General features: G+C 47.3%; 15 protein-coding genes. 8 read left to right on the top strand and 7 right to left on the bottom strand.

Annotated features, from left to right (window positions below):
- Positions 1-3: 3 nt before the first annotated feature.
- Complete coding sequence (locus CSW98_RS11165; RefSeq protein WP_100800556.1) at positions 4-1,635, bottom strand: SulP family inorganic anion transporter; 1,632 nt, start codon at positions 1,633-1,635, stop codon at positions 4-6.
- A gap of 200 nt (positions 1,636-1,835) precedes the next feature.
- Between CSW98_RS11165 and prfC the strand changes: the two genes are divergently transcribed.
- Positions 1,836-3,425, top strand: coding sequence for a peptide chain release factor 3 (gene prfC, locus CSW98_RS11160; RefSeq protein WP_100800555.1), 1,590 nt, complete (start codon positions 1,836-1,838; stop codon positions 3,423-3,425).
- 70 nt (positions 3,426-3,495) lie between these two features.
- On the opposite strand, the gene CSW98_RS11155 is transcribed toward prfC, so the two are convergent.
- The 4 genes from CSW98_RS11155 to CSW98_RS11140 all read right to left on the bottom strand — a co-directional run bounded on the left by CSW98_RS11155 (position 3,496) and on the right by CSW98_RS11140 (position 8,238).
- On the bottom strand, positions 3,496-4,461 hold the full coding sequence (locus CSW98_RS11155; RefSeq protein WP_100800554.1) for an ABC transporter permease: 966 nt from the start codon (positions 4,459-4,461) through the stop codon (positions 3,496-3,498).
- Positions 4,462-4,463: 2 nt separating this feature from the next.
- Positions 4,464-5,576 carry an ABC transporter permease gene (locus CSW98_RS11150; RefSeq protein ID WP_100800553.1) on the bottom strand — a complete coding sequence of 371 codons (1,113 nt, stop codon included), beginning with the start codon at positions 5,574-5,576 and terminating at the stop codon, positions 4,464-4,466.
- Positions 5,573-7,132: an ABC transporter ATP-binding protein gene (locus tag CSW98_RS11145; RefSeq protein ID WP_232733517.1), complete on the bottom strand. Its 1,560-nt coding sequence runs from the start codon at positions 7,130-7,132 to the stop codon at positions 5,573-5,575. The genes CSW98_RS11150 and CSW98_RS11145 overlap by 4 nt, the downstream gene beginning before the upstream one ends.
- 104 nt (positions 7,133-7,236) lie before the next feature.
- Entirely contained in the window at positions 7,237-8,238 is a 1,002-nt protein-coding gene (locus CSW98_RS11140; RefSeq protein ID WP_232733516.1) for a BMP family lipoprotein, read from the bottom strand.
- A 315-nt stretch (positions 8,239-8,553) separates the two neighbouring features.
- Between CSW98_RS11140 and CSW98_RS11135 the strand changes: the two genes are divergently transcribed.
- From CSW98_RS11135 to deoD, 6 genes are all read left to right on the top strand, one after another.
- Positions 8,554-9,333 carry a TatD family hydrolase gene (locus tag CSW98_RS11135; RefSeq protein ID WP_100800551.1) on the top strand — a complete coding sequence of 260 codons (780 nt, stop codon included), beginning with the start codon at positions 8,554-8,556 and terminating at the stop codon, positions 9,331-9,333.
- Positions 9,334-9,535: 202 nt separating this feature from the next.
- Complete coding sequence (locus CSW98_RS11130; protein WP_100800550.1) at positions 9,536-10,822, top strand: NupC/NupG family nucleoside CNT transporter; 1,287 nt, start codon at positions 9,536-9,538, stop codon at positions 10,820-10,822.
- A 368-nt stretch (positions 10,823-11,190) separates the two neighbouring features.
- Entirely contained in the window at positions 11,191-11,967 is a 777-nt protein-coding gene (deoC, locus tag CSW98_RS11125) for a deoxyribose-phosphate aldolase (protein ID WP_100800549.1), read from the top strand.
- Between the two features lie 24 nt (positions 11,968-11,991).
- A complete protein-coding gene (deoA, locus tag CSW98_RS11120) occupies positions 11,992-13,323 on the top strand; it encodes a thymidine phosphorylase (protein WP_100800548.1) in 1,332 nt (443 codons plus the stop codon).
- Positions 13,324-13,341: 18 nt separating this feature from the next.
- Entirely contained in the window at positions 13,342-14,565 is a 1,224-nt protein-coding gene (gene deoB / locus CSW98_RS11115; RefSeq protein WP_100800547.1) for a phosphopentomutase, read from the top strand.
- Positions 14,566-14,600: 35 nt separating this feature from the next.
- Entirely contained in the window at positions 14,601-15,320 is a 720-nt protein-coding gene (gene deoD, locus CSW98_RS11110) for a purine-nucleoside phosphorylase (protein ID WP_100800546.1), read from the top strand.
- Between the two features lie 71 nt (positions 15,321-15,391).
- On the opposite strand, the gene serB is transcribed toward deoD, so the two are convergent.
- Entirely contained in the window at positions 15,392-16,369 is a 978-nt protein-coding gene (serB, locus tag CSW98_RS11105) for a phosphoserine phosphatase (protein ID WP_100800545.1), read from the bottom strand.
- Between the two features lie 113 nt (positions 16,370-16,482).
- On the opposite strand from serB, the gene CSW98_RS11100 reads away from it, so the two are divergent.
- A complete protein-coding gene (locus CSW98_RS11100; protein WP_100800544.1) occupies positions 16,483-17,061 on the top strand; it encodes a YtjB family periplasmic protein in 579 nt (192 codons plus the stop codon).
- On the opposite strand, the gene CSW98_RS11095 is transcribed toward CSW98_RS11100, so the two are convergent.
- Positions 17,054-19,423 carry a PilZ domain-containing protein gene (locus CSW98_RS11095; RefSeq protein ID WP_100800543.1) on the bottom strand — a complete coding sequence of 790 codons (2,370 nt, stop codon included), beginning with the start codon at positions 19,421-19,423 and terminating at the stop codon, positions 17,054-17,056. The genes CSW98_RS11100 and CSW98_RS11095 overlap by 8 nt on opposite strands.
- Between the last annotated feature and the right edge of the window lie 12 nt (positions 19,424-19,435).

The following is a 19,435-nucleotide window of genomic DNA, read 5'->3' as shown; positions in this document are numbered from 1 at the left end:
TTTTCAGCATGCATTGACGGCTGAAGCAATATTGGTGAAATGGCCTTCTATGCCGACCATGTCAATAATGCCTGCTTTATACAGCTTTCTCGTTACTTTTCCGTTTGCTCCGGAGAGCAGAACCCGGACCTGATTCTGTTGCAACTCAGTGATGACTTCTTCTAAAGTTTGCAGAGCGGTGATGTCGATAAAAGGTACCCATTTCAGATCAATAATCAGAGATTTAGGGTAGGTGTGTGTTCCGGCCAAAACCCGTTCAAAATTCTCGACGGCAGCGAAGAAAAACGGTCCTTCAACAGTATATATCAGTACATCTGATGGTATTTCGTTTACTCCCTGATGTCTGAGTTCCTGATACAGCTCTTCACGGGAAGAACGTTTGACTTCAACACTGCTTGCCATCCTCCTCAGGAAGTGAAGTGTTGCCAGAATAACACCGATATTAACAGCAACCACCAGATCGGCGAATACGGTCAGGAAGAAAGTAATCAACAGGATAACAACGTCGGCTCGAGGCGCTTTCTTAACCATTTTTATAAAATGTTTCGCTTCACTCATATTCCAGGCAACCACAAACAGGATGGCAGACAGGGTTGCCAGAGGAATATGTACGGCCAGCGGAGCCAGTACCATAAGAATAAGAACCAGTGTGAGGGAGTGAATAATACCGGACAGAGGACTGGTGCCACCGTTACGGATATTGGTTGCTGTACGGGCAATGGCTCCGGTCGCAGCAAAGCCACCAAATAGCGGCGCAATAATATTGGCCAGCCCTTGACCAACCAGTTCCTGGTTAGAATTATGTTTTGTACCGGACATGCCGTCGGCAACCACGGCAGAAAGCAGGGATTCAATGGAACCCAGCATGGCAATGGTAAAAGCCGGTCCAATTAGCGTGATAATTTGGGTCCAGGTAAAGTCGGGGATCCGGAATTCGGGCAATCCCTGAGGAATGCCGCCAAATGCTGTACCAATGGTTTTGATACTTTCAAACTGAAACAGATACTGAACCAGAGTGACCAGAACCAGTGCGACCAATGGTCCCGGAATTTTTTTCAGCCCCGGGATCCGGCAACTGTAGATCACCAGTCCCAGAGAGATTAGGGCAAGCAGGGTGGTTACCCAGTTAAGCTGAGGAAACGCCTGTAACAGATGCCAGACTTTCTGATGGAAATGTTCCCCGCTGACTGCGGGTAAGCCGAAAAAGTCTTTCCATTGTCCGACCCAAATGGTGACGCCGATACCGGACGTAAAACCGATGATGACAGGATCGGGGATAAATTTAATCACTGCACCCATTTTAGCCAGCCCGAGACCAAGCAAGATAAGTCCGGCCATAATAGTGGCAACCTGTAATCCGGCAAATCCATACTGGGCAGTGATCCCGGACAAAACAACAATAAATGCTCCTGTTGGTCCGGCTATCTGAACCCGGCTACCACCGAACAGAGACACAAATACAGCGGCAATAATCGAGGTATAGATCCCCTGTTCCGGTTTCGCTCCGGATGCAATAGCAAACGCCATCGCCAGTGGTAGTGCGACAACGCCGACAATAATTCCTGAAATTAAATTACGAACCCAGTGCTGTGGATGCAATAGCCCTGCTTTTTTTGCTTCAATGACCGCAAACATGATGATCTCTGTGGTGGGGAGTAGATGGTAATCACATTCTAATCCTATGGTAATTCAAGATCTAGAAGAAATTAGCGGATAAACGTATATTGCTTTCCCATAGAAATCTGAGCAAAAATTGATATAATCTCGCCTCTCAAAATTCTTCCTGGCTGTAGTACGTTTACGGTCGTGTTCAAAAAAGTAGAAGATTTACGTTCATGTCAAATGCTCCTTTTTTAAGCGAAGTTTCTAAACGAAGAACTTTCGCCATCATCTCGCACCCCGATGCGGGTAAAACCACCATTACCGAAAAAGTATTATTGTTCGGGCGCGCGATTCAGACAGCCGGTACAGTGAAAGGTCGTGGTTCATCCCAGCACGCTAAATCAGACTGGATGGAGATGGAAAAAGAGCGTGGGATCTCGGTAACGACGTCTGTTATGCAGTTTCCGTATAACGACTGTCTGGTGAATCTGCTGGATACTCCGGGGCACGAAGACTTTTCGGAAGATACCTACCGTACGCTAACGGCCGTGGACTCCTGTCTGATGGTGATTGATGCTGCGAAAGGGGTTGAGGATCGAACCCGTAAACTGATGGAAGTCACCCGTCTGCGTGATACGCCTATTATCACCTTTATGAACAAACTGGACCGTGATATTCGAGACCCGATGGAACTTCTGGATGAAGTCGAAAGCGAACTGAATATTGCCTGTGCGCCGGTATCATGGCCAATTGGCTGTGGTAAAGAGTTTAAAGGGGTATACCATATTCACCGTGACGAGACGATTCTGTACGCAACCGGTCAGGGACATACCATTCAGGAAGTGCGCATCATTAAGGGGCTGGATAACTCAGAGCTGGATGCTGCGATAGGTGACGATCTTGCGGGACAGTTACGCGAAGAGCTGGAGTTGGTATTGGGAGCTTCGCATGAGTTTGACCGGGAGCTATTCCTCAGTGGTGAACTTACTCCGGTATTCTTTGGTACGGCTCTGGGTAACTTTGGTGTGGATCATATGCTGGATGGTCTGACTCAGTGGGCACCAGCACCATTGGCTCGTCAGGCCAATGAGCGTGATGTGGAAGCGACAGAAGACAAATTCAGTGGGTTTGTGTTTAAGATTCAGGCAAATATGGATCCGAAACACCGTGACCGTATTGCCTTTATGCGTATTGTTTCCGGTACCTATAAACAGGGTATGAAGATGAATCATGTGCGTATCGGTAAACAAGTGAATATCTCCGATGCAGTTACCTTTATGGCAGGAGACCGTTCCCGTGCCGAAGATGCTTACGCCGGAGATATTATCGGTTTACATAATCACGGTACGATCCAGATCGGCGATACGTTTACTCAGGGTGAAAGCCTGAAGTTTGCCGGTATCCCTAACTTTGCTCCTGAACTGTTCCGTCGTATACGCCTGAAAGATCCCCTGAAACAGAAACAGTTGCTGAAAGGTCTGGTTCAGTTGTCTGAAGAAGGAGCGGTACAGGTATTTCGTCCGCTGCAGAACAATGATCTGATCGTTGGTGCTGTGGGTGTGCTACAGTTCGATGTGGTCGTTGCCCGTCTGAAAGCTGAATATAATGTAGAAGCGATCTACGAGGGGGTGAATGTTGCTACCGCTCGCTGGGTTGAGTGTGGTGACGATAAGAAACTGGAAGAATTCAAGCGTAAGAATCAGATCAATCTGGCTCTGGATGGTGGTGATAATCTGGCTTATGTTGCACCGACAATGGTGAATCTGAATCTGGCTCAGGAACGTTTCCCGGATATTACTTTCCGCGCAACCCGCGAGCATTGATACAGATTTTATGACAGAAATAAAAAACGGAGCAATTTGCTCCGTTTTTTTGTTTTCAATAAAGGGTAACTTATTCCCGTTCTTTGGTATACGGAACGCCAACCGCTTTTGGACCAACCGCCTTTCCGATAAAACCGGCGAGCAGGAATACCGTCAGAATATATGGAATCGCTTCGATAGCCTGAACAGGAATAGTGAAGTCACCGATGGAAACCCCTTGCAGGCGAATGGCCAGCGCATCCAGAAAACCGAACAACAGACAGGCTCCCATAGCTGTAAACGGACGCCATTTACCAAAGATCAGGGCAGCCAAAGCCATGTATCCTTTACCTGCACTCATATTCGGAATGAATTGAGCTGTCTGGCCGACGGACAGATAAACACCGCCTATACCAACCAGAATACCGCAGACAATCACGCCACTGTAACGCATACCGGTAACAGAAATCCCGGCAGTATCGACAGCAGCCGGTGATTCACCTACAGCCCGTAGACGCAGTCCGAAACGGGTACGGAACATAATAAACCAGGCCAGAGGAACCAGAATAAAGGTAATATATTCCAGAATGGAGTGACCGCTTAGTAGCTCAGAGTACAGCAGACCAATAACCGGTGTGTCTGCCAGCGCATCCGCTCCCGGCAGGTGTATCGGTGCAAAACGGGCATCGCCGGACAGGGCCGGAGTCTGGCCACCCTGATGGAACCAGTAACGGCCAAGAGTTATTGTCAGGCCGGTAGCCAGAATATTAATCGCCATACCGCTGACGACCTGATCCCCTCTGTGCGTGATCGAAGCAAAACCGTGCAGCAGTGACAGCAGCACCGATACTGCAATACCAGCCAGAAGACCGCTCCAGGCTGAGCCGGTTACATGTGCAACGGCTGCTCCGGCAAATGCGGCTGCCAGTAGTTTACCTTCCAGAGCGATGTTAACCACACCGGAGCGTTCACTGTACATGCCTGCCATCGCCGCCAGGATCAAAGGTGTTGCCACCCGGATTGTGGCATCCAGCATCAGAATAATAGTTTCGAACATGATTAAGCGGCTCCGTTATCAGGTTTTGCAAATAGTTTTAGATAAGTGCGTTCCAGTGACGGACGGAACATATGCTCCAGAGCGCCGGAGAACAGGATAACCAGCCCTTGTAGAACCACAACGATATTTCTGTCTACACCATATTCGAAGCTCAGTTCAGCACCACCCTGATACAGGAAGCCGAACAGAAGACTGGCCAGCAGAACACCAACAGGATGATTACGCCCCATCAGAGCAACAGCGATACCGGTAAATCCGAAGCCTTCAACAAAATTAAGTTTAATTTGATGCAGCTCTCCCTGAAGTACGTTCAGACCAAAGAAACCACACAGCATGCCGGAAACCACCATAGTCAGAACGACGATTTTCAGGTAGTTGATACCGGCATAACCTGCTGCGGAAGCATTCGCACCGATAGAACGAATTTCGTACCCCCAACGGGAATGCCAGATAAACAGCCAGACAAATACGCAACAGAGCAGAGCAAAGAAAAAGCTCAGATTCAGCGGGCTTGCCGCCATCTCAATACCAACGACTTCCAGCATTTCATGCATCTTGGGTAGCCAGCTTTGAGCTGCAAAAACTCGGCTTTCTGTTGCCATGGTTCCATCGGGTTTGAGGATATCTACTAACAGATAGGCCATCAGAGAAGCGGCGATAAAATTGAACATAATCGTGGTAATAACGATATGTGATCCCCGTTTAGCCTGCAGATAAGCGGGAATGAATGCCCATGCAGCCCCAAACAGACCACCGGCAATAATCGCAACCGGGAATACTAGATACCAGGGAGCAATTTCACCCAGTGTCAGACAGACAAGTCCGACACCAAGGCCACCAATGTAGGCCTGACCTTCACCACCGATATTAAAGAGCCCTGCGTGGAAAGCAACAGCAACAGCAAGCCCGGTAAAGACAAAACCGGTCGCGTAATACAAAGTGTAACCAAAACCTTCAGCATAGCCGAACGCACCGGTCCACATGGTTTTTGCTGCATCAACAGGATTCACGTCAATATAGATAAACAGCAAAGCTGAAACCAGAAAAGCAACCAGCACATTGATGGCCGGAAGCAGGGCAACGGTTACCCAGGCAGGTACTTTTTGCTGACTCATGATACTTCTCCCTGAGTAGATTGCAGATGTTCCGGAACGATATTTGCCATCATCAGGCCGAGCGTTTTTTCATCTGCCTGTTCTGCATGAACTTCACCCACAATGGCTCCGTCAAAGACAACGATAATGCGGTCAGCAAGGCTGAGGATCTCATCCAGTTCAACAGAAATCAGCAGTACGGCTTTACCTTCGTCACGTGCATTAATAATCTGTTTATGGATATACTCGATGGCTCCGATATCGACTCCCCGGGTTGGCTGGCCGACCAGCAATACATCCGGGTTCTCTTCCATTTCCCGGGCAATAACCAGTTTCTGCTGGTTACCACCGGAGAAGTTGGCCGTTTTCAGGTTGACATCATTCGGACGGACATCCCACTTATCCATGCTGATCTGACACTGATTCTGAATAGCCAGTTTATCCTGTAGCAAACCTTTGTTGTATTTAGGTAGATTATGGTAACCGAGAATATAAGCTTCTTTGGCTTCAAACTTATTGATGAGTCCCTGCTTATGTCTGTCTTCCGGAATATGGCCGACCCCGATAGCCCGAATCTGCTGTGGGTCGAGAGGTTTGTCTGCCGACAAAGAATGCCCGTTCAGTTCGATGCTGCCGGAATAGGGTTTGAGGATTCCGGACAGCAGGCCGAGAATTTCGGACTGACCGTTACCGGAAACCCCAGCAATCCCAACGATTTCACCACCACGGACAGAAAAATTGATGCTTTTTACCCGCTGCACGCCGGCATCATCGTAGTAGCACAGATCTTTAACGTTGATCTGTTTTTTCCGGGGGGCTGCCTGCTGTTTTTCAACTTTAAGGCGAACCTTACGACCGACCATCAGTTCAGCCAGTTCTTCCTGATTAGTTTGTGCAGTAACCACATGGCCGACCATCGCACCCTGACGCATCACGGAAACATTATCGGTAATAGCCAGTACTTCGCGTAGCTTGTGGGTAATGATCATCACGGTTGTACCCTGAGCCCGCAGTTTATCCAGGATCTTAAACAGGTGGTCTGCTTCCTGAGGTGTCAGTACCCCAGTCGGTTCATCAAGGATAAGAATTTTTGCGTCGCGGTAGAGTGCTTTCAGAATTTCAACGCGTTGCTGCAAGCCGACAGGAAGGTCGCCGACAATAGCATCCAGCGGAACTTCCAGTCCGTAATCTTTTTCAATCTGTTGCAGTTTTTTCCGGGCAGTACTCAGGCTTTCGCTCAGTTTCCAGCCACCTTCGGCACCCAGTACAATATTTTCCAGAACAGTAAAGGTTTCGACCAGCATAAAGTGCTGATGCACCATGCCGATACCAGCAGCAATAGCTTCCTGAGAATTGGATGGCTGGTAAGGTTGGCTGTTGACCAGCATGGAACCTGAATCAGCATGGTAGAAGCCGTAAATGATACTCATCAGTGTGGATTTTCCGGCACCGTTTTCACCGATAATGCCATGAATTGTGCCGGCAGGAACTTGCAGGTCGATTGCACGGTTCGCATGCACTGCACCGAAACGTTTATCTATCTGTTTGAGTTCAATGGCAAAGTTGTCTTGAGCCACGTGCATTTTTCCTGATTTTTATGGATGGATTTATTGCTTTAAATAATAGCATTACGCCGCTGTATGGACAGCGGCGTGTGTTTAATAAGCGAATACAGGGACGCTTAGTAAGTACAGGTTTGATCTGACATATAATCATGAACCTGGATTTTACCAGAGATGATGTCTGCTTTCAGAGCTTCAGCATAAGATTTCATTTCAGGAGTGATCAGATCGGCGTTGTGCTCATCCAGCGCCCAATCTACACCACCTTCTTTAACTCCAAGAACTTTGATACCGGCTTTCCATGTACCTTGCATTTCTTCTTCCCAGCTTTTGTAAGCAGCAACACCTACACGTTTAACCATTGAGGTCAGCATAGTGCCCGGATGCAGGTGGTTCTGATTTGAGTCAACGCCGATAGCAAATTTACCAGCATCTTTTGCTGCCTGGTACACACCAAGGCCGGTACCGCCAGCAGCGGCATAGATAACATCGGCGTCTTTAGAGAACTGAGATTTTGCCAGTTCAGAGCCTTTCGCAGGGTCAGCAAATGCTGCAGGAGTAGAACCTGTCATATTTTGCAGAACAGTAGCCTGAGGATTTGCGTATTTGACACCCTGTTCGTAACCACATTCGAATTTACGGATCAGAGGGATATCCATACCGCCAACGAAACCCACTGTACCGGTTTTAGACGCTTTAGCTGCCAGAGCGCCAACAAGGAAAGAACCTTCGTGATCTTTGAATACGATAGATTGTACGTTTGGAAGATCGATACTTGCATCATCAATAATGCTGAAATGGATATCAGGGAATTCAGCGGCTACTTTTTTCACTGCTGATGCCATGTTAAAACCAACCGCAACGATAGGGCTGAAGCCACGGCTTGCCAGACGGCGCAGACCCTGTTCACGCTGGGCTTCGTTCTGCGGCTCAAATTCACGAACCTTAACGCCTTTTTCAGCTTCAAATACTTTTACACCATTCTGGAAAACGGCTTCGTTGAAAGATTTGTCAAATTTACCTGCGGTATCATAGATAACCGCTGGCTTTGGTGCTGCAAGTGCGGCAAATGAAGAAACAGCCATTGCCAGTGCAGTCAGTTTTAAAGTGGTTTTTTTCACGAGAGTGTCCCTATATTTATTAATATATATATACAGTTAGTTGAAACCTAACCCTGTGCCTTTGTGTAGTGATGCAAATATTATTCTATATGTAAATCATGTAATCTGATGATTTTATCGTTTGCTATTAAAAATGAAAAGCAGCAGCCTCACAAGCATTACGACATTATTTTGCTATTTTAATGTTTATTTCCTTTAAAATAACTGAAGTTCTTAACAAAATTTAACATATTCATATCTTATATATGCGGCTTAGCCGGAAATATTTAGCGGTAAGAGAGCAAGAAAAAGAATACAAAAAGAGGATAGCGAATAGTGTCAGATTCCCGTTTTCCCTTATTTGATACCCACTGTCATCTGGATTTTGAACCGTTTCAGCGGGATCTGGACGGAGAAATAAGCAGAGCCCGTCAGGCGGGTGTGGAACGGTTATTTATTCCTTCCATCGGAGCCGCAAACTGGGAGCGTGTTGCATGGATTGCGCAACAGTATACGTCAGCCTGTTACGGATTGGGTATGCATCCGTATTTTATGCATCAGCATCAGCCTGAGCATCTGCTGTTACTGGAACGGCAGCTGAAATATGCGCCTTCTTCCTGTGTGGCTATTGGTGAGTGCGGGCTGGATTTTGCACTGAAAGAGACCGATGAGCACAGGCAGATGGAGCTGTTTGAACAGCATATAGCTCTGGCCGGTAAATATCATTTGCCGCTGATCCTGCATTGCAGACAAGCGCATCAGACGATGCTCAGGATGCTGAAAATGGCTCAGATACCATCTGGCGGGGTACTGCATGGGTTTTCCGGCAGTTATCAGCAGGCTAAGTCTTTTGTGGATCTTGGTTTTTATATTGGCGTCGGAGGAACAATAACCTATCCAAGAGCGAACAAAACCCGCCAGACGATCTCTTCTCTTCCGCTTGATTGTCTGCTTCTTGAAACGGATGCTCCTGATATGCCTCTGTTTGGGTATCAGGGAATGGATAATCATCCCCGAATGCTTAAAAATGTCTTAAATGAGTTGATCGTGCTGCGAAAAGAAAAGGAGCAAACGGTTGCCTCTCAAATTTGGCTAAATAGCCTTGATTTGTTTTAATTTGGTTAATTATTTGCTTTATTTTTGGTTTGTGTTGCTCATTAATGTGATTGGTATCACGTATCAAAATGTATCTACAGTGTTGTTACTGTAAAATTGTGATGTTGGTGTTATTCAAAATTTAGGCTCATGTATATAATCCCCCCGCTTTTTAGCTTCAACTTCTAATACACCAATTTTAACTTATAAGGATCCATAAACTATGAGCCTGTTTATGAGCCTGATCGGTATGCTGGTGCTGCTGGGTATCGCAGTGCTACTTTCCGATAACCGCAAAGCTATCAATTATCGTACTGTGGGTGGTGCGTTTGCCATCCAGTTTATTCTCGGTGCATTTGTGCTGTATGTGCCGTGGGGAAAAGATCTGTTAGGTGGTTTCTCGAATGGTGTCGCCAGCGTTATTAACTTTGGTAACGATGGTGCCGCATTTGTGTTCGGAGGACTGGTTTCTGACAAAATGTTTGAAGTCTTCGGCGGCGGTGGTTTTATTTTCGCTTTCCGTGTACTTCCGACGCTGATCTTCTTTTCTGCTTTGATTTCTGTACTGTATTACCTCGGTGTTATGCAGTGGGTAATCAAAATTATCGGTGGTGCTCTGGAAAAAACACTGGGAACTTCCCGTGCAGAATCTATGTCTGCAGCGGCTAATATTTTTGTCGGTCAGACGGAAGCACCGCTGGTGGTTCGTCCGTTTATCTCGCGTATGACGCAATCAGAATTGTTTGCGGTTATGTGTGGAGGTCTGGCTTCTGTTGCTGGTGGTGTTCTGGCTGGTTACGCTTCAATGGGGGTTCCTCTGGAATATCTGGTCGCTGCTTCCTTTATGGCGGCTCCGGGGGGACTGCTGTTTGCCAAAATCATTATCCCGGAGAGTGATCGTTTCAAGGATATGATTTCTGATGACGAAATTGATCAGGCTGACGATAAACCTGCCAACGTGATTGATGCGGCAGCTGGCGGGGCTTCTTCCGGTTTACAACTGGCGCTGAACGTCGGTGCTATGCTGATTGCGTTTATTGGTCTGATCGCTTTACTGAACGGAATCCTTGGTGGTATCGGTGGCTGGTTCGGTATGGAAAATCTAAGTCTTGAGTTGATTCTGGGCTGGGTTTTTGCACCATTGGCATACCTTATTGGTGTGCCGTGGGAGGAAGCGACTCTGGCCGGATCTTTTATCGGTCAAAAGACGATAGTGAATGAATTTGTGGCATACCTGAACTTTGTACCGTATGTCGGTGATAGTGCACAGGTTGTCGCTGAGACCGGTCGGGTACTGTCCGAAAAAACAACGGCTATCATTTCATTTGCTCTGTGTGGCTTTGCCAATCTGTCTTCCATCGCCATTTTGCTAGGTGGTCTGGGTGGTATTGCACCAAAGCGTCGTCACGATATTGCCCGTATGGGGATTAAAGCAGTAGCAGCAGGTACATTATCGAATCTGATGGCGGCCACAATCGCTGGTTTCTGTATTTCGTTGGCAGCAATGTAAGCGGCAAACAGGCGTTTGGGCATCAGTAAAACAACACCGTAGCAATTGATTGTTACGGTGTTTCTTTTTCTGACACTTTTTTTGAGATACAAAACGTTTGCGCCTGTGTAGGCCATTGTTGCGTGGACGGGGAATACTTATAATGCTTTGGGTCTCAGGAATACGAGACACTCACCATAGGCCATAACTGGTACTGTGCGGTGACAGGGATAGCAATTGATACGTTTGCTTTGCAGAGAATCGGTATCAAGTCTTCAGGGAACCAAGTCCGTTCATTTCGCAACCGGAAAGCGGATTGCTTATCTATACTGCATAAGCACTGTTCGTATTTTCGGTGGGCAAATTGACTATATTGATCGGAGACAGAAATGAGCGATTTAAAAGTTGCAGCTCTACGTGCACTTAAACTTATGGATTTAACTACGCTGAATGATGACGACACTGATGAAAAAGTGGTCGCACTTTGTCATGACGCCAAAACGGTTGTGGGTAATACCGCAGCTATCTGCATATACCCACGTTTTATTCCTGTAGCCAGAAAAGCCTTGCGTCAGCAGGGGACACCGGAAGTGCGTATCGCAACGGTAACGAACTTCCCTCATGGTAATGATGATATTGAAATCGCAGTGGCAGAAACCCGCGCCGCTGTTGCTTATGGCGCTGATGAAGTTGATGTGGTGTTTCCTTACCGCACCCTGATTGCCGGTGATGAGAGCACGGGGTTCGAGCTGGTAAAACAGTGTAAGGCAGCATGTGGTGATATTCTGCTGAAAGTGATTATTGAAACCGGTGAACTGAAAGAAGATGTGCTGATCAAACGTGCGTCTGAGATTGCGATTGAAGCTGGTGCTGATTTTATCAAAACCTCAACCGGTAAAGTGCCTGTTAACGCTACCCCGGAAGCGGCAAAAATTATGCTGACAGTGATCCGGGATATGGGTGTTGCCGATAGAGTCGGTTTTAAACCAGCCGGTGGTGTTCGTACGGCAGAAGATGCCGCTGATTATCTGTCTATGGCTGACGATATTCTGGGGGCAGACTGGGCTGATAATATGCACTATCGTTTCGGGGCATCCAGTTTGCTGACAAACCTGCTGAATACATTAGAGGTAACCGACGAAACGGCCGATCCTGCCGCATATTGATTTTGCTTAAGGCAGGAGGGTTACATGTATTTACCTCAGGAAATTATTCGTAAAAAACGTGACGGAGAAATCCTCACAGCGGATGAGATTAATACCTTTATCCGGGGAGTGGCTGACGACAGTATCTCCGAAGGGCAAATCGCTGCGTTTGCTATGGCGATCTTTTTCAATGAGATGACGATGCCTGAGCGTATTGCTTTGACCTGCGCTATGCGCGATTCCGGTATGGTTCTCGACTGGAGCCATATGGCGTTTGATGGCCCTGTACTGGATAAGCATTCTACCGGTGGTGTCGGTGATGTGACGTCTCTGATGCTGGGACCTATGGTTGCAGCCTGCGGTGGCTATGTGCCTATGATCTCCGGACGTGGTCTCGGCCATACCGGCGGTACTCTGGATAAGCTGGAGTCTATTCCCGGTTATAACATTTCACCGGATAATCAAACATTCGGAAGTGTAGTGAAAGATGCGGGGGTTGCGATTATCGGACAGACCGGAAATCTGGCACCGGCAGATAAGCGTGTCTATGCGATCCGGGATATTACAGCGACCGTAGATAATATCTCATTGATCACGGCATCAATTCTCTCCAAGAAGCTGGCTGCCGGGCTGGATGCTCTGGTCATGGATGTCAAAGTCGGTTCCGGAGCATTTATGCCGACCTATACCGCATCCGAAGCACTGGCAAGATCCATTGTTGCTGTGGCAAATGGGGCCGGAACGAGAACAACGGCAATTCTGACGGATATGAATCAGGTTCTGGCATCTTCAGCCGGTAATGCGGTTGAGGTGCGGGAAGCCGTACGTTTTCTTACTGGCGAGTATCGTAATCCGCGTCTTCTGGAGGTGACCATGGCCTCTTGTGCTGAGATGCTGGTTCTGGGCAAGTTGGCCAAAAACAGCGCTGAAGCCAGAACTCGTCTGCAATCTGTTCTGGACAGTGGGGCGGCGGCTGAGCGGTTTGGACGGATGGTTGCCGGACTGGGAGGTCCGGTGGACTTTATCGAGAATTATAATCATTATTTATGTACGGCTGAAATCGTTAAACCTGTGTATGCACAAAAAGCGGGTATGGTTTCAGCGATGGATACAAGAGCAATCGGTATGGCGGTAGTTGCAATGGGCGGGGGGCGTCGTGTTGCGGCCGATGGTATTGATTATGCGGTTGGTATCGACCGGTTTATCCGGCTGGGAGACACGGTGGATGGAGAAACTCCTCTGGCTGTGATCCACGCACGTAATGAACAGCAATGGCAGCAGACAGCGATAGCACTGCAACAGGCTATTCAGATTGGCGAGCAGCCGTATACAGCAACTCCGGATGTGTATTGCAGCATTCGTAAAGATGATGTGTAACGTCCGCAGGAGAATAAAATGAAAAGAGCGATTATTTTAGTATTGGATTCATTTGGTATCGGTGCGGCGACTGATGCAGATAAGTTTGGTGATACAGGTTCCGATACATTGGGACATATTGCAGAACAATGTGCTCAGGGGCTGGCGGATAATGAAATGCGCAAGGGAAAGCTTACGCTTCCGAATCTGTCTACATTGGGGCTGGGTTTAGCAGCTGAAGAATCAACCGGGACTTTCCCGATTGGTCTGGATAAAGACGCAGAGATCATCGGGGCTTATGGACATGCGGCAGAGTTGTCATCAGGGAAAGATACCCCATCCGGACACTGGGAAATTGCTGGTGTCCCCGTGCTGTTCGACTGGGGATATTTCACGGATACCCAAAATAGTTTTCCGCAGGAACTGCTGGATCGTATTGTTGCCCGTTCAGGGATTCCTGGCTATCTGGGTAACTGTCATTCATCGGGGACGGTTGTGCTGGATGAGCTGGGTGAAGAGCATATGGCCACCGGCAAACCTATCTTCTATACCTCAGCAGATTCTGTGTTTCAGGTTGCCTGTCATGAAGAAACGTATGGTCTGGATCAACTGATGGAGTTGTGTCAGATCGTGCGCGAAGAGCTGGAAGGTTACAATATCGGCCGGGTGATTGCGCGTCCGTTTGTTGGCCCAAAGGCTGGAGAGTTTACCCGCACCGGTAATCGCCGTGATCTGTCGGTTGAACCACCAGCCCCTACTGTTCTGCAAAAGCTGGTGGATGAAAAAGCGGGGCAGGTGGTGTCTATCGGTAAAATTGCGGATATCTATGCACACTGCGGTATTACTAAAAAGGTGAAAAAAACCGGTATTCCGGATCTGTTTGATGCCACTCTGGAGCAGATAAGGGAAGAAGATGGTGATAACACCATTATCTTTACCAACTTTGTTGATTTTGACTCAGCCTATGGCCATCGCCGGGATGTGGCGGGTTATGCTTCTGCACTTGAGTATTTTGACCGTCGTTTACCGGAAATTCTGCAGCAGCTGAAAGAAGATGATCTGCTGATCATTACTGCCGACCATGGGTGTGATCCAACCTGGCATGGTTCAGACCATACCCGAGAACATATCCCGGTTCTGGTTTACGGCAGCAAGATAAAAGCGGGTTCTCTGGGACACCGTGATACATTTGCTGATATTGGCCAGAGTCTGGCTGAGTACTTCGGTACATCCGATATGCAATATGGCAACAGCTTTTTATAAAAGAAAAACTAACGAAAATGTTAAGGATTTAATCAATGGCGACTCCACATATTAATGCTGAAATGGGCGATTTTGCCGATGTTGTACTGATGCCGGGCGATCCGCTGCGTGCAAAATATATTGCAGAGACCTTCCTTGAGAATGTGGTTCAGGTTTGTGATGTGCGCAATATGTTTGGCTTTACCGGTACATATAAAGGCCGCAAAGTTTCTGTTATGGGACACGGTATGGGTATTCCGTCCTGCTCTATTTATGCAACAGAACTGATCAAAGACTACGGTGTGAAGAAGATTATTCGTGTTGGCAGCTGTGGCGCAGTAAATGAAGATATTAAGGTGCGTGATGTTGTGATTGGTATGGGAGCCTGTACTGATTCCAAGGTAAACCGTATTCGATTTAAAGATCATGATTTTGCGGCTATCGCTGACTATAAAATGGTAAAAGCGGCAGAAGAAGCCGCGAAGGCTCGCGGAATTGATGTCAAAGTCGGTAACCTGTTCTCCGCTGAGCTGTTCTATACACCGGATCCGGACATGTTCACTGTTATGGATAAATACGGCATTGTGGGTGTGGAAATGGAAGCGGCCGGTATCTATGGCGTAGCCGCAGAGTACGGTGCAAAGGCTCTGGCTATCTGTACCGTTTCTGATCACATTAAAACGGGTGAGCAGACCACATCGGAAGAGCGTCAGAATACCTTCAATGACATGATTGAGATCGCTCTGGATTCCGTGCTGTTGGGTGATAAAGAGTAAGGACTGAATTTTTACTCAGAATCTTCGTTCCCACGGAAAATTCAGACCGTGGGAACGAGAAGATAAGCCGATTAAGGCTTTGCCCGCCAACTGACTTTTTGTTGTTTCGCCAGTGCGCCGGAAAGAATACACAGAATACCGCCCAGTCCACTGTAGCGAATCGCTGTTTGTGCCTGTTGCTCGACCTTGGGTTTGGCGTGATAGGCGATCCCCAGACCCGCATGATTCATCATGACTAAGTCATTAGCACCATCACCGACAGCAATGGTATTTGCTGGATCAAGACCGAATTTTTGTGTCAGTTCCTGCAGGATCTGTGCTTTTTTCTCTGCCCCTACGATCTCTCCTAATACCTTTCCAGTCAGCTTACCGTCGATTATTTCCAGTGTGTTAGACTGAGCATGATCCAGTTCCAGTTCCTGCTTTAGTTTGTCGGAAAAATAAGTAAATCCGCCGGAAGCTATCGCAGTTTTCCAGCCAAATTGTTTCAGGGTATAAATCATAGCCTGCAGATCCGGCATCATCGGCAGATGTTCTCTTACCTGAGCGATGATGCTTTCATCGGCATTTTTCAGCGTGCCGACACGTTCACGCAGGCTTTCTTCAAAATTCAGTTCACCCTGCATTGCACGTTCAGTCACAGCAGAGACCTGTTCGCCTACTCCGGCGAGCTTTGCAATTTCATCGATACATTCAATCTGAATGGCGGTGGAGTCCATATCCATAACGATCAGACCCGGTCTGGACAGATCCGGGACATGCTCCAGCGAGGCATAATCCAGTTGCAGAGCCTGAAGAATGTTCTCATGCTCGGAGGTTAAGGTTTCGGACATCAGAGCCACTTCATAAGGTCCCACTTTCCAGATATCAATAACAGGGTTATAGCTGCCGGTAAAAAAGTCGATATCGTCAAAATGTTGGGGTGATAGATAAGGCGCAAAAATGATCCAGCTTGCCTTGTTTTTGTCCATTTGAGTGGAGAAGCGGGTCTCCGGCAATCGTTTTGTCAGAGTTGTACGTTTCTGAATATGGAATGTTTGAGTAGTCACTGCTTCCTTGCCTGTTACGTTAGTTAAATGTGCAATGCAGCAAAGTTACCCTATTGCAATTTAAAAAGGCAAGCATCAATATTATCACTCACTTTAAAAGATATACGGTTTTCATGAAAAAATCCCTGTTCTCACTGCGTCTTTTCCTGAAAGGAATGGCGATTATTCTTCTGGTACTGATGTTTATCTACATGGCTCAGAACAGTTATGTGATCAGCAAAGGTAACGAGAAAATTCAGTCTCATCAGCTTGAAACTTTAACAAAATTGCTGGCTTCTCAGGCAGCGCATTCTGCCAGTGACATGATTATCAGCGGGGATCAGGAGCGATTACTGAATCTGGCGGATCAACTGGCAGCGGAACGATTGGTATTCGATGCCACTATTTATGATTCGGAAGGGGTAAAACTGGCCTCCAGTCAGGATGCCAGTTCAGCCCGGGAAATTCTGGGGCTGGATACGCCGCTGGCAACAGCCAGTATTGGCCGGTTACAACTGGTAGAGCCGATTCTGAACGATACCTCATTGATCGGTTATGTACGCATCACCTTTGAAAAAGGCATGGTGACCGCTATTTCTGATCATCATTACCGTAAAAGCGACCGCTATATGTATATTATGATCTTCCTGAGTTTCGCCAGTGGGGTTCTGCTGACTTTGATTCTGAGAAAAAAACCGGGTGTGATCAGGTAAGTTCCAGACGGATCAGTACTTCATCGGTAATATCGATCAGTTCACCATAACCGTTAATAGAACTGAACTCTTTTTCCAGTGCTCTGGCTCTGTGAATCGTTGCAGCAGCCAGATTTTCCAGTTGTTCCCCCAGAATCTGAGTAATTCCGGTAGTGACAGGAACACCGGATACCCTCAATACATAAAGTTCGCCGAGCTGACGGGCTTTTTTGATAAACAGAATTCGCTCTTTCAGTGATTTAAAATCACCCAGAAGGCGGGTGTGTACCGCTTCGATATTATTGCCGTTTTTTATCACCGCCATGTACATTTCATGGTAGGTGGTTTTGACCTGAGTAACCGGGCGCATAGGAACCGAAAGCAGCGTATTGGTTCTGCCCTTAAAAATAGGTTCCAGAGAGAAGAGCTTTTCATGTCCCAGTGTATCCAGTACCTTCAGATAAGAACTCAGCGGAAAATTAACGCCGATAGCGATAGGGCGGATAAGTCGTGAGACTTTAGCGACGTAAAAAGGCGTACAGACCAGACGGGTCAGTATCGCATTATACATTGTGGTCAGTAATTCTACCGGTGGCAGTGTGTCCTGAGTGGTGGTCAGTTTGCCTTTATTATGAGTAATCAGTTTCTTCATAAAGGCGACGGTGCGTTTGGTTTTACTGCTGTCGGCTATTTCCAGCTGTATATCCAGTCCGTTGGGACTGATGCGGATAACGGTATAGGTCACATCGGTCAGAGGGGCTTCGGTATCATAGAGCTGAAGCTCTTTAAAGCTGACATGAACTGGCGCATAGGCTTTATAGGCCAGTGGCGTTTCCAGATGAACAAACAGTCCTCTGGAAGAGAAGTTGACGGTATGTCCCTGCAGTTTTTTCTCTCCGGCTTTTAGTTCTATTGGTGATTTGAACATATAGCGCGGTTCACTGCGGCGGGTTTTCGCATCATAGTAAATACTTCTTGGGGAGCCGATGATTTTCCGGGACTGGCGAAAACGGTTAAGAACACTGCTGTCCAGCCCTGGTTTTTCTGTCAGCAGGTAATCCCTGCGAGACTCGGTATCTGACACTTCCTGTAAAATACAGACATGGGTCAGAAGGTTCTGGTTCGGATCTCCGTCTGTCAGATCTTCCTGACTGGAAAAAGCCCGTAAAAAGTAAGAGATTTCCTCCGGAGAAAGTTCAAAGACAGAAACCCGGAACACCTTCCAGCTTTCTCTTCTTGCTCCAGCATGCCAGAACAACTGGCGTTCCTCCCGGCTGGCTTCGGGCATCATCATTGAATAATGCAGGCGATAACCATTATGTTCATGGGTAAAGGCATACAGAATATTACTGGCGTTTTTTACACCGGGCTGAGCCAGTTCCGTGATTCTTTCTTCCGTGAGGAGAGAGCCCAGCACTTGTTGATTGCGCTCATCATGCCAGTATTCCCAGGTAGGTAGGTTGTTTTCATTCAGCAGAGCAAATTTTAGTTCTGTACCGCTAAGAAACAGCGGTAAATTGGCAGAATGCTTTATCGATGTGTATTCAAACCCGTGGTTACGTGCCTGAAGGATCTGATCCTGATGATCGTGATAGGCTTTTTTTACATTAGAATCCAGCAGGATATCAATAGCCTGATCGATAATATCAGTCTGAGTAAGTCGTAAGATCCTCAGCCAGCGGATACTGCTGTTTTCATGGCAGTCATCCACACCGATAATCCGGTATTCAATCGGACGGGACAACTCTTGCAGCTCGGTCGTTTCGGCAAGCTGCACAAACTGAACCTGTATGGTTTCGCCAAGGTTATAGTTAAATGCTGTTGGTACTTTAAGTTTGGCACCGGAATTTGACAGATCGACACTGGTTGCATGAATGTCTTGTAGTGTCTTCAGCGTTTTCAGGGTGATTTTTACCTGAGTCGCCATTTTCAGGCGTTTTTCCTGCCGTTTGAGTGTATAACCGAGTTTTATAGCTTCTATTGAAAATGGGCTGTCAGGATCGGTCAGGGAAGTATTCTGCTTGGGTTTTTCCCGCTGTTGCATTACCCGGAAATTATTACGGGTATTCGAAAGTGCTTCCCAAACTCCTTCTGTATAACCACCGAACTGCTTGATTTTTTTGTGGTAGGTGTTGATAGCAACATCATCCAGCCAGTGGGTCCGCCCCTCCAGCTTATATTCCCGGCATTCTCCCTGAACTCGTCCTCTCAGATCAATGGATTTACTGCATGGTGCCATAATCCGGTTCAGTTCCATCTTAGCCAGTACTTTAGCGGAAGATGGGGCGTCAGCCGTCAACTGAGACAGAACAAGTTCAAAATCTTCAGATTCATAGACAGGAATAAGTCTTTCGACCAGCGAGAGAAGTTCAGATTGCTGCATAAATTTCTGTTA

Source organism: Vibrio sp. HA2012 (assembly GCF_002812955.1).
In the GTDB taxonomy this organism is placed as follows: Bacteria; Pseudomonadota; Gammaproteobacteria; order Enterobacterales; family Vibrionaceae; genus Vibrio.
Note: the sequence above shows the minus strand (reverse complement) of the source record. Positions and strands in the feature narration are given on the sequence as shown.

Excerpts from the sequence above, each read along its gene's own strand:
- deoC (WP_100800549.1), top strand. The coding sequence starts at position 11,191 with ATGAGCGATTTAAAAGTTGCAGCTCTACGTGCACTTAAACTTATGGAT.
- deoD (WP_100800546.1), top strand. The coding sequence starts at position 14,601 with ATGGCGACTCCACATATTAATGCTGAAATGGGCGATTTTGCCGATGTT.
- CSW98_RS11095 (WP_100800543.1), bottom strand. The coding sequence starts at position 19,423 with ATGCAGCAATCTGAACTTCTCTCGCTGGTCGAAAGACTTATTCCTGTC.
- deoA (WP_100800548.1), top strand. The coding sequence starts at position 11,992 with ATGTATTTACCTCAGGAAATTATTCGTAAAAAACGTGACGGAGAAATC.
- CSW98_RS11100 (WP_100800544.1), top strand. The coding sequence starts at position 16,483 with ATGAAAAAATCCCTGTTCTCACTGCGTCTTTTCCTGAAAGGAATGGCG.
- deoB (WP_100800547.1), top strand. The coding sequence starts at position 13,342 with ATGAAAAGAGCGATTATTTTAGTATTGGATTCATTTGGTATCGGTGCG.
- CSW98_RS11130 (WP_100800550.1), top strand. The coding sequence starts at position 9,536 with ATGAGCCTGTTTATGAGCCTGATCGGTATGCTGGTGCTGCTGGGTATC.
- CSW98_RS11165 (WP_100800556.1), bottom strand. The coding sequence starts at position 1,635 with ATGTTTGCGGTCATTGAAGCAAAAAAAGCAGGGCTATTGCATCCACAG.
- CSW98_RS11150 (WP_100800553.1), bottom strand. The coding sequence starts at position 5,576 with ATGAGTCAGCAAAAAGTACCTGCCTGGGTAACCGTTGCCCTGCTTCCG.
- prfC (WP_100800555.1), top strand. The coding sequence starts at position 1,836 with ATGTCAAATGCTCCTTTTTTAAGCGAAGTTTCTAAACGAAGAACTTTC.
- CSW98_RS11155 (WP_100800554.1), bottom strand. The coding sequence starts at position 4,461 with ATGTTCGAAACTATTATTCTGATGCTGGATGCCACAATCCGGGTGGCA.